We start from the raw sequence: 10086 nt of genomic DNA, 5'->3' as shown, positions 1-10086 counted from the left end.
GGTGTATTCACCCGCGACCGTCAACCCAAGGCCGCCGCACACAGCCTGCGCCCCCCCGGGGGGGGGGTCGGTTTAAGGAAAACCGGCCCCCCCGGGCCCCCCGCCAGATACGGGCGCGGAAGAGGGGGGTGGGGCGGCCGGGCGGCCCCAAACCTGTGCGCCGCCCAGCGGCGCCCCCCGGCGGGGGGGGGCGGGGCCCCCGCCGGGGCGGCCGCCACCTTTCTGGCGGCCTACGGGCGATGATTCCGGCACGGGCGGAATGCGCCCGCGCGGTTCCCGGTGCTACTTGTGCGGCACTCCGGTGACCAGTCCGCCGTCGACGACGAATTCGCTGCCGGTGGCGTAGGAGGATTCGTCGCTGGCCAGGAACAGGATGAAGGTGGCGACCTCGGCGGAATCCGCGGGGCGGCCGAGTGGGATGGTCACCAGATCGTCGGGAATGCCCGCGGTCATCGGGGTGCGGATCAGGCCGGGGTGGACGGAGTTGACCCGGATATTGTGCTGCGCGAGTTCCAGCGCGGCCGATTTCGCGAGGCCGCGGACGCCCCATTTGGAGGCGACGTAGCCGTGCGCGAAGGGAGCGCCGCGCAACCCTTCGATGGAGGAGACGTTGATGATCGAGCCGCCGCCGGCGGCGATCATCGGCTCGACCGCGGCACGCATACCGAGGAACGTGCCGACCAGGTTGACCTCGATCACGGCGCGGAACTTCTCCAGTGAGAGTTTCTGCAGCGGAGCGCCGTTGACGATGCCGGCATTGTTCACCAGGACATCGAGTTTGCCGAACTCGGTGGTGGCGGCGGTGACGGCGGCCTCCCAGTGGCCGGGTTCGGTGACATCGAGCGGGACGTAGCGCGCGGCGGGGCCGATCTCGTCGGCCAGGGCCTTGCCCTCGTCGTGGAGTACATCGCCGATGACCACCTGTGCGCCTTCGGCCACCAGCAGCTTCGCATGGGCCGCGCCCATACCCCGTGCACCGCCGCTGATCAGGGCGACCTTGCCGTCTACACGTCCCATGGCGGTGACGCTACCATGAAACTGGAACACGTTCTAGACACTGTTCCGGAACAGTGCTCGGAGCCCGAAGACCGCGGTGGGACGGTGATTTCACCGTTCGCGCCGCCGCACCCAGGAGAAATAATGGCACTTCGCGTCGTCCTCGCCGGCACCGGTAACGCCGGCCGGATCGCCCTCACGCAGCTGATCACCGACCCGCGGTTCGACCTCGTCGGTGTGGGGGTATCGACTCCGGACAAGGTCGGCCGGGATGCCGGTGAGCTGGCCGGGCTCGACGACGTCACCGGGATCACCGCGGTCGGCGATATCGACGCACTGCTGGCGACCCGCCCCGACTGCGCGGTGTACTGCGCGATGGGCGATACCCGGCTGACCGAGGCGATGGACGATATCGCGCGGTTCCTCGAGGCAGGGGTGAACGTGGCCGGGACGGCGCCGGGTCTGCTCATGCATCCCTGGGGCACCCTGCCGGACAAACTGTTCGCGAAGGTGGAGACGGCAGCCGCCGCGGGCGCAGCCAGCGTTTTCGTCAACGGCGTGGATCCGGGATTCGTCAACGATCTGATCCCGTTCGCACTGGCCTCCACTTGTCAGCGGGTAGAAAAGGTGCGCTGTCTGGAGATCGCGGATTACGCCACCTACGACGGGTCCACGGTCATGTTCGACGTGATGGGTTTCGGGAAACCGCTCGACGAGACGCCGATGCTGCTGCAACCGGGCGTCCTGGGGATCGCCTGGGGGCCGGGTATGCGCGCCTTGGCCGCCGGGCTCGGCGTGCGGATCGACGAGATCACCGAAACCTACGAACGCGAACCCGCGCCCGAGAGCTTCGAGATCGCGGTGGGCCGCGTCCCCGCGGGCAGCCAGGCGGCGCTGCGGTTCGAGATCACCGGCTGGGTCGCCGGCCACCCGGCGATCGTCGTGGAGCACATCACCCGGTTGCGCGACGATCTGCGGCCCGACTGGGCGCGTCCCGCGCAGGGCGGCGGGTCCTACCGGGTGGAGATCACGGGCGAACCGTCGTATGCCGTGGATATCTGCCCGACGAGCCGCCGGGGCGATCACAATTACGCGGCGATCCTGGCCGGGGTCGGCCGGGTGGTCAATGCCATACCGGCCGTCGTGGCCGCCGAACCGGGTATCCGCACCACCGCCGACCTGCCGATGTACTCCGGGCCCGGAATCACGGCCCCCGCCTGACGCGGTGTCACTGCCTGCGGATTCGGCGGCGATCCGCCCGCCCGCCTAAGCTCGGGAACCGGGGCGGGCCGGTGGCTCGTCGCCGACACCAGGAAGGGTTGCGCCGAATGTATGAGCCCGACCGGTCCGGCCCTCGTGAGCCGAACCTGTCCGAACTGCGGGAGCGCGCCGCGCACGGCGATTCCGATGCCGTCGCACAGTTGCTCGATATCGGGGACGAACGCACCGATGCCGTCGACCTGAGCGAATTCGATCTCGGCGTGGACACCGCCGCGAGCACCGACGCCGAGACGTAGCCCACCGGCCGGATCGGCCGCTTGTAGGGTGGGGGCCCATGGGTAGCGCTCCGGCCGTCGTACCGCAGCGATCCCCCGCGCCGGACCCGGCCGCCCCGCCTGCACGGGTCGCGCGGGTCCGGGGCGGGTTACGCCCGGAGAGACCCGGGCGCATGGTGCTCGGGGTGGCCGTCGTCCTGATCGCGATCCAGCTCGCCGTCCGGACCTGGGTGGCCGCGCACGGCTATTTCTACTGGGACGATCTGATCCTCACCGGCCGTGCCGGTACCTATCCACTGTGGTCGGGTGAGCTGCTGCTCCACGAGCACGACGGTCATTTCATGCCGCTGGCGTTCGCCGTGTCCTGGCTGGTGACGGCCGTCGCGCCGTTGAACTGGCCGGTCGCGGCCGCGGTGACACTGCTCATGCAGGCGGCCGCCGCGCTCGCGGTCCTGCGCCTGCTGCTGATGCTGCTGGGGCGGCGCCGGATCCTGCTGATCCCGCTGGCGTTCTATCTCTTCGGCCCGCTCACCCTGCCCGCGTTCGCCTGGTGGTCGGCCGCGTTGAACGCCCTGCCGCTGCAGTTCGCGCTGGCCTGGGCGGCTGCCGACGCGCTGGCGCTGGACCGGACCGGGCGCCGCCGGTACGCGGTATCCGGGGTGCTGACGGTGGCGGTTTCGCTGCTGTTCTTCGAAAAGGCGGTCGTGGTGCCGTTCGTGGCCTTCGCGGTGGTGCTGCTGCGCCGGGCTGTCGACAGCCGGGGGACGGACGTGCGCGCGATACTGCGCCGCGGCGCGGGCCTGTGGGCGGGGTCGGCGGTGATCCTGATGGTCTGGGCGCTGGTCTATTTCGCGGTCGCGGGGATATCGCCCGGGGACGGGGGTTCCGGCGAGGTGGCCCATATGCTGCCCCGGGCCGCCTGGGCGGGTGTGGTGACGGCGCTGCTGGGCGGGCCCTGGGGCTGGGAGCGCTGGGTACCGTCCGCGCCGTGGGCGGTCGCGCCCGACTGGGCGGTCTGGGTGGCGTGGGGGTTGCTGGTCGCGGTGGTCCTCGCCACTCTCCGGGCCCGGCCGGTGGTCTGGCGGGTATGGCTGGCGGCCGCGCTGTACCTCACGGCGGTACAGATACCTGTCGTGCTGATGCGCGCCGGACCCAATACGGTCGACGAACTCATGATGTCGCTGCGCTATCTGGCCGACGCCGCCGTCGTGCTCACCGTCGCGGGTGTGCTCGTGCTGCGGGCCTTCGCCCACGGCCGCCGGCCTGTCCGTGGCAACCCCGGCGCCGCCCGGTGGAACCGCGCTCCGGCGGTGGTGGGGGTGGTCGTGCTGTTCGTGCTGAGCAGCCTGTGGTCGACGTACACCTTCACCCGCAGCTGGTCGGAGGGGCCCACGGAGAGCTATGTGACGACGGTGAAATCGGAGTTCGCCCGCTGGGACGGAGTGCCGCTGCTGGAACAGGAGGTGCCATGGGGCGTGCTGAACCCCACCACCTACCCGCAGAACGAGGCGAGCCGGGTACTCGCGCCGATCACCCCGCCCGGCGCCTTCGCCGATACCACCGAGCACTTGCGGATGATCACCGACAACGGCACGTTCGCCGAGGCCCGGGTGTGGTGGAACAGAGCTGTCGTACCCGGGCCGGTGCCCGGCTGCGGCCATCGTATCGACGGCACGGTGGCGGTCCGGATCCCGCTGGACGGTCCGATGATCGCGCACGAGTGGACCGCCCAGCTCAACTACTTCGCCGACCGGGACGCGCAGATCACGGTGGGATTCGAGAGCGGCGAGAAGGTTCCGGTACCGGTCCGGGCCGGGATGCACACGGTGTATGTGCGGATCACCGGCAGCGGGTCGGCGCTGCTGATCCAGAACCGGACACCGGGACTGCAACTGTGCCTGGGGACCGGGCCGGTCGGCGTGGCCTCCTACGGCTGAACTTCCCAGCGGCGGCAATACCCGGTGGCCCGGGGCCCGCCGATGCATGTCACCGTGTCCGAAGGTGACCGGACGCGTGCCCGGGGCCGTTCGCGTGCGGCGAGCCGGCCCGCGATCGGCGCACCCGCCGGGGAGGTTCAGCAGGGCGAAATGGTGGAGACGTGCCAATGACCGAGGGCGGTGACGGCGCCGACGGCACAACCGTGGACGCTGTCGCCGGGCAGTTGGCCACCCGCCTCGGCGCGATCGGCGAAACCGCCGGCGCGGTGATGCGCCGCGATGTGCGCACCGCGGCCGGCGGGGCCGAATCCATCGCCTTGCTGGTCCAGGCGGACGCGGCCGGCGCCGGCCGGATTGCGCCCGCCACCGCCGGCGAACATCCGGCCGGCCGAGGCGCGAGCACGCCGGCGGAACAGGCGGGAACCGGACAGCGCTCAGCGGCGGCTCCGGCGGCAGTTCACGAAGCCGGGCCGGCTGGAAGCCCTCGACCGCACGCGTCGGCGGTGACGGAGGACTCCACTCCCGCGGGTGACGCGCGATCTCGGCCCGCCACGGAGCCGGGACCGGAGCAGTCGGGCGATTCAGGGTCCGGCCGGGCCGGCGCGGGAGCCGATGACGCCGCGGCGGCAGGGTTCGTCCCGTCGGCGGAACCGGCGCACGAGGTTGCGAAAGTGACAGATCCTGCGGCCGCGGCCACCACACCCGACCCCGGCCGTACCGGTCCCGGGTCGGCACCGGTCAGCGAGGCCGCCGGGAAAGACGCTGTGCCTCCGAGCGACCCGGGTAGGCCACCAGGGCCGGCGTCACCGGGGACGAGCGCGATCGCGGTGGCGGATTCGCCTGCCGAGACCCCGGCGACCGACCCGGCGACGAGGCTGTCGTCCGTACCGACCGGCTCGACTCCGTGGACGCCCGGTCTCACCGGCGGCGAAATCGGTGGTACGGGACAGACTCAGGTCCCTGGCAGCACGCCGTGGAACAGTGGCGCCGGTTCCTCGATGCCGTATATGCCAGGACTGCCCGGCGGATCCATGGGCTCGCTGACACCGCAGGAAAGGCCCCCGCGGGGCAGCGCGCCCTGGTCCCGGAGCCGCGGTTCGACGCACGGTGCTGCCGGAACCGTGTTCCCCCGCGACCGGGCGGACGGGCGGGAACCGGGAGGCCGCGGCTGACTCGGGCCCGGTGCGGGCCGAGAGGCGGCACAGGTGGCGGGCCGGATCCCCGCAACGAAACGGCCGCGGAGCATTGCGAAGAGCGCGGCTCGCAGTCGGGCGCCCCGGCAGGATGATGCCGAAGCTCGACTGTCCGAGCCGCGGCCGGGCGCCGTCGGTAACTGCCGGCTCGCTGCCGTGCCGGCAGGGTGCGGCCCCTACGAATCCTGTGAACGGATCGGAAGGGATGGCCGGTCGTATCGCGGTACATGTCCGGCCGACTGTCCGTGGTGCCGCCCCGACGGATCGGGCGGTTGTTCAGGGCCGGCCCGGAAAGGCGGTGGTGGCGGGTGCGGTGCCCCGGGCCGACAACCAGACCGCGCGCCGCCCGGCGCATTCGGTGAGTGCCTCGACGGCGATGCGACGGGTGCTTTCGGTATCGGCGCGCTCGACCACCGCCCGCCAGGCCACCGCGGTATCGGTTTCGACGACGATCGCCAGCCGGGCCGCGGAGTCGGGGTCGGCAACCGGGATCGGGACCGTGTAGGCCGGGTCGGGCGGTGGCACGGTGGCGCGCTGACCGGTCAGCAGATCGACCGTCGAATCCCGGCGGGCGCGGTGGGCGGCGGTGTGCTGAGCCACCGTACGCCGCTGGTCCGCGGCGGTATGGGCGGCGATCACCCCGTAGGCGTAGACGGCGGCGTATTCGGCGGTGAGCGCCTCTGCCAGCGCCCGCTGTTCGGTGGCGCTCACGGCAGCAGCACCCCCACATGGACCGCGCACGCGGCGCTGATCGACGCGAGCAGGCCGGCGCGGTAACCGGACTGGGTGACCGCCAGATCGGCCGCCGCGCGCTGGGAGGCGGTGAGCTGGTCGCGCAGGCCGTCGATACTCGGCGGGGCGGCCGGGGCGGGGGTGGTCGTGGGGGCCGGGGTGCGCACGGCCGGGGTCGTTCCGTCGCCGTACACGCCGATCGCACGGTCGATCTCGGTGCGCAGGGCGTCGGCGTGGGCGGTGCGTTCGGCCGCGATGGTGGTGAGCGCGGCGGTGCGGGCGGGGTCGAGGGTGATCGCGGCGGTCGCGGCGGCAGCGTCGGAACGGGCCGAGAACTCCTGGGCGACCAGCACATCCGGTTCGGTGATCGGCTCTTCGGCGCAGGACAGCAGTGCGGGGACTGCCAGCAGCCCCACCGCGCCGCCACCGGCCACCCGCAGTGCCGTCCGCCGATCGATGCGGCCCCCCTGACGTGCGGATCCGCGGGAGAACCCGGCCGCGGGCCGGTCGGTAACACGCTCTGTCACCGGACCATCGTGCCAGATCCGTGCTGTGCGGCCCGGTTCGGCGTCGGCGGGCGGACTTACCGCCGACCGCTGGTCCTTTACCTTCTCGGCGCGCGTTACGCTAGGTGACCGGCACAGAACATTTCCGTCCGCGTAACAACTGAACCAGGAGCTGCCCATATGCCGATGCCGACCGAGGAAAGGGTGAGCCGGCTCGTCGCCGGACTCGTTGCCGGTCGAGGATTCGATCTCGAGGGAGTCGAGGTTTCCACCGCGGCGGGGCAGACCCGGGTGCGGGTCGTCGTGGACAGCGACGACGCGGCGGATCTGGACAGTATCGCCGAACTCAGCCGTGAGGTGTCGGCGCGCCTGGACGAAGCGGACGACGAGTTCGGTGCCTATCGATACCTGCTCGAGGTGACCACCCCGGGTATCGACCGCCCGCTCACCGCCGACCGGCATTGGCGCCGGGCGCGGGGCCGCAAGGTGGCGATCCGGTTGCGGCCGGGCGTGAAACCACCCGAAACGGGATTACCGACCGCCTTCGACGCCCGGGTCGGAGCCCTCGACGGCGACCGGATCGCGCTGGTGGTCGGGGGTAAACGTGGTCCCCACCTGGTCACCGTCGCCCTGGGGGATATCGAACGTGCCGTGGTGGAGGTGGAGTTCTCCCCGCCCGGCGCGCGTGAACTGGAACTTGCCGGGGGTGTCGCCACCGGCCGCCCACCCGCGGGAGCGGACGCCGCGGAGCTCACCGCACACACCGTCGCCGCGTCCGATTCGACCGAAGGGACCATGGAATGAACATCGAAATCGAAGCCCTGCGCGCGATCGTCGCGGATAAGGGGATCTCGATCGAAACCGTGATCTCCGCGATCGAATCCGCGCTGCTCACCGCCTATAAGCACACCGAGGGTCATCAGCCCAACGCCCGGGTCGAGATCGACCAGCGCACCGGCCTGGTGCGGGTACTGGCCACCGAGCTCGACGCCGAGGGGCAGGTGGTCTCCGAATGGGACGACACCCCCGAAGGGTTCGGCCGGATCGCCGCCACCACCGCCCGCCAGGTGGTCCTGCAGCGATTGCGGGACGCGGAGAACGAGAAATCGTTCGGCGAGTTCTCCACCCACGAAGGCGATATCGTCGGCGGTGTGGTGCAGCGCGACGCGCGTGCCAACGCCCGCGGCACGGTGGTGGTGCGGATCGGCAGCGAACTGCACGGCACCGAGGGCCTGATCCCGTCGGCCGAACAGGTGCCGGGGGAGAGCTACGAACACGGCGACCGGATCAAGTGCTATGTGGTCGGAGTGTCCCGTGGGCCGCGCGGCCCGCAGATCACCCTTTCGCGCACCCACCCGAATCTGGTGCGGCGGCTGTTCGCGCTCGAGGTGCCCGAGATCGCGGACGGGTCGGTCGAGATCGTCGCGGTGGCCCGGGAGGCCGGGCACCGGTCCAAGATCGCGGTGCGGTCCACGGTGTCCGGGGTGAACGCCAAGGGCGCCTGTATCGGCCCGATGGGCCAGCGGGTGCGCAATGTGATGAGCGAACTGGCCGGCGAGAAGATCGACATCATCGACTACGCCGAGGATCCGGCGACCTTCGTGGGGAACGCGCTGTCGCCCTCGAAGGTGGTTTCGGTCACAGTGGTCGATCCGGATGCCCGTGCCGCGCGGGTGATCGTCCCGGATTTCCAGCTGTCGCTGGCCATCGGCAAGGAGGGCCAGAACGCGCGGCTCGCCGCCCGGCTCACCGGCTGGCGGATCGATATCCGCAGCGATGCGGCCCCGGATGCGGGTGGTTCGGTCCGTACGGAGGCCCAGCGCCGTTGACTCCTGCCCCGCATACGGCGCGCCCCGTCCGCGACCAGCGCACACGCCACGACGACCCGCCGGTGCAGGCGCAGCCGGGGGCGGGGTTGGAGGTCGGCGACCGGTCAGCGGTAGAGTGGAGCCAGGTTCGGTCCGAGTCTTCGGTTCCCGCCCACGAACGTGGTGAATCCGCGGCGCCCCGGCGCCCGGTGTATCCGGTGCGTACGTGTGTCGGGTGCCGGAAACGAGAACCGGCCGCCGAACTGCTGCGGATCGTGGCACGAGGGCCCCGCACCGGGAATGGTGCGGACGTCGTCGTGGTTGTTCCCGATCCACAGCGCAGACTTCCCGGACGGGGTGCCTGGCTGCACCCCTTTTCGTCTTGTCTGCGCACCGCGGTCCGGCGCCGAGCGATCGGCAGAGCACTACGAGTGTCCGGACATCTGGATATCTCAGCCCTGGAGCAACACCTCGAGAACAGGCACGAGCACTCATGAGCACACCGTGAAGTACCAACGATGAACGTCCATCGGAGTTAACCCGAGGTCGTGCGGGTCCCCGCCAGCAGGCGGGCGGCGCTGCTCGACCTCTCAGTGAGGAGAGCAGTGGCAGGCAAGGCCCGCGTGCACGAGTTGGCCAAAGAACTCGGTGTCACGAGCAAAGAACTACTCGCGAAGCTCAAGGAGCAAGGCGAGTTCGTGAAGTCGGCATCGTCGACGGTGGAGGCACCCGTCGCGCGCCGGCTGCGCGAGTCGTTCGCGGCGAAATCCGCGCCGGCGAAATCCGATCGGTCGAACGGCAACAAGCCCTCGGCCCGCCCCGGTCCGGCAACCGGGGCCAAACCCGCGGCGCCCGGACCCCGTCCCGGCCCGCGTACCCCGGCGCAGGCCGCTAAACCGGGTCCCGCCGAATCCGCTCCCGCGGCCGAGGCAGTACCGGCTCCGGCCGCCGACGGCGGCCCGAAGCCGGCCGCGGCACCGCGGCCCGGTCCCGCGGTGAAACCGGGTCCGGCACCGGCCCCGTCCCGGGAAGCGGCGCAGGCTCCGGCCGCGAAACCGGCCACTCCGCCCGCCCGTCCGGCGGGTCAGCAGCGGCCGGCGCCCGGGCAGGCCCCGGCCCGTCCCGGCCCCAAACCCGGCCCGAAGACTCCCCGGGTCGGGAACAACCCGTACTCCTCGGCCCCCGAACGCGAGCGCCCGACGCCGCGTCCGCAGCCGGGTCAGGGCGGCCCGCGTCCCACCCCGGGCCAGGGCGGTCCGCGCCCGGGTCCGGCGCAGGGCGGTCCGCGCCCCGGCCAGGGTGGCCCGCGTCCCGGTGGTAGCGCACCGCGGCCCGGTCCCGGTGGCCAGCGACCCGCGGCGGCGCAGGGCGGTCCCCGCCCCGGCGGTCCGCGGCCGAGCCCGGCTTCGATGCCGCCC

Annotated in this window: 11 protein-coding genes; 7 read left to right on the top strand and 4 right to left on the bottom strand. The window is 71.8% G+C overall.

Annotated elements, in window-relative coordinates:
• Positions 1-282: 282 nt before the first annotated feature.
• Positions 283-1017, bottom strand: a complete 735-nt coding sequence (locus QH276_RS00525) for a glucose 1-dehydrogenase (RefSeq protein ID WP_280397559.1) — start codon at positions 1015-1017, stop codon at positions 283-285.
• Positions 1018-1140: 123 nt separating this feature from the next.
• Between QH276_RS00525 and QH276_RS00520 the strand changes: the two genes are divergently transcribed.
• The 3 genes from QH276_RS00520 to QH276_RS00510 all read left to right on the top strand — a co-directional run bounded on the left by QH276_RS00520 (position 1141) and on the right by QH276_RS00510 (position 4429).
• Positions 1141-2217, top strand: coding sequence for an NAD(P)H-dependent amine dehydrogenase family protein (locus QH276_RS00520; RefSeq protein ID WP_280397560.1), 1077 nt, complete (start codon positions 1141-1143; stop codon positions 2215-2217).
• Between the two features lie 107 nt (positions 2218-2324).
• Positions 2325-2513, top strand: a complete 189-nt coding sequence (locus tag QH276_RS00515) for a hypothetical protein (protein WP_280397561.1) — start codon at positions 2325-2327, stop codon at positions 2511-2513.
• 152 nt (positions 2514-2665) lie between these two features.
• Positions 2666-4429, top strand: coding sequence for a hypothetical protein (locus tag QH276_RS00510; protein ID WP_280397562.1), 1764 nt, complete (start codon positions 2666-2668; stop codon positions 4427-4429).
• Between the two features lie 137 nt (positions 4430-4566).
• On the opposite strand, the gene QH276_RS00505 is transcribed toward QH276_RS00510, so the two are convergent.
• From QH276_RS00505 to QH276_RS00495, 3 genes are all read right to left on the bottom strand, one after another.
• On the bottom strand, positions 4567-4809 hold the full coding sequence (locus QH276_RS00505) for a hypothetical protein (protein WP_280397563.1): 243 nt from the start codon (positions 4807-4809) through the stop codon (positions 4567-4569).
• Between the two features lie 1089 nt (positions 4810-5898).
• The gene (locus QH276_RS00500) at positions 5899-6333 is read right to left on the bottom strand and encodes a ferritin-like domain-containing protein (protein WP_280397564.1); all 435 of its coding nucleotides are present in this window, start codon (positions 6331-6333) and stop codon (positions 5899-5901) included.
• Positions 6330-6881 carry a hypothetical protein gene (locus QH276_RS00495; RefSeq protein ID WP_348536602.1) on the bottom strand — a complete coding sequence of 184 codons (552 nt, stop codon included), beginning with the start codon at positions 6879-6881 and terminating at the stop codon, positions 6330-6332. The genes QH276_RS00500 and QH276_RS00495 overlap by 4 nt, the downstream gene beginning before the upstream one ends.
• Before the next feature lie 159 nt (positions 6882-7040).
• On the opposite strand from QH276_RS00495, the gene rimP reads away from it, so the two are divergent.
• The 4 genes from rimP to QH276_RS00475 all read left to right on the top strand — a co-directional run.
• On the top strand, positions 7041-7664 hold the full coding sequence (rimP, locus tag QH276_RS00490) for a ribosome maturation factor RimP (RefSeq protein ID WP_280397565.1): 624 nt from the start codon (positions 7041-7043) through the stop codon (positions 7662-7664).
• Entirely contained in the window at positions 7661-8689 is a 1029-nt protein-coding gene (gene nusA / locus QH276_RS00485; protein ID WP_280397566.1) for a transcription termination factor NusA, read from the top strand. Before rimP ends, nusA begins: the two co-directional genes overlap by 4 nt.
• A 62-nt stretch (positions 8690-8751) precedes the next feature.
• Positions 8752-9165, top strand: coding sequence for a YlxR family protein (locus QH276_RS00480; RefSeq protein WP_348536940.1), 414 nt, complete (start codon positions 8752-8754; stop codon positions 9163-9165).
• 108 nt (positions 9166-9273) lie between these two features.
• Positions 9274-10086: translation initiation factor IF-2 N-terminal domain-containing protein (locus tag QH276_RS00475; protein ID WP_280406545.1), on the top strand; the 813-nt coding region annotated here is incomplete at its 3' end.

It is taken from the genome of Nocardia carnea, assembly GCF_029869215.1.
GTDB lineage: Bacteria > Actinomycetota > Actinomycetes > Mycobacteriales > Mycobacteriaceae > Nocardia > Nocardia carnea_B.
Note: the sequence above shows the minus strand (reverse complement) of the source record. Positions and strands in the feature narration are given on the sequence as shown.

Bases quoted from the DNA above. Each gene is read 5' to 3' on its own strand.
- rimP (WP_280397565.1), top strand. From the start codon at position 7,041: ATGCCGATGCCGACCGAGGAAAGGGTGAGCCGGCTCGTCGCCGGACTC.
- QH276_RS00515 (WP_280397561.1), top strand. From the start codon at position 2,325: ATGTATGAGCCCGACCGGTCCGGCCCTCGTGAGCCGAACCTGTCCGAA.
- QH276_RS00525 (WP_280397559.1), bottom strand. From the start codon at position 1,017: ATGGGACGTGTAGACGGCAAGGTCGCCCTGATCAGCGGCGGTGCACGG.
- QH276_RS00505 (WP_280397563.1), bottom strand. From the start codon at position 4,809: ATGTTCGCCGGCGGTGGCGGGCGCAATCCGGCCGGCGCCGGCCGCGTC.
- QH276_RS00510 (WP_280397562.1), top strand. From the start codon at position 2,666: ATGGTGCTCGGGGTGGCCGTCGTCCTGATCGCGATCCAGCTCGCCGTC.
- nusA (WP_280397566.1), top strand. From the start codon at position 7,661: ATGAACATCGAAATCGAAGCCCTGCGCGCGATCGTCGCGGATAAGGGG.
- QH276_RS00520 (WP_280397560.1), top strand. From the start codon at position 1,141: ATGGCACTTCGCGTCGTCCTCGCCGGCACCGGTAACGCCGGCCGGATC.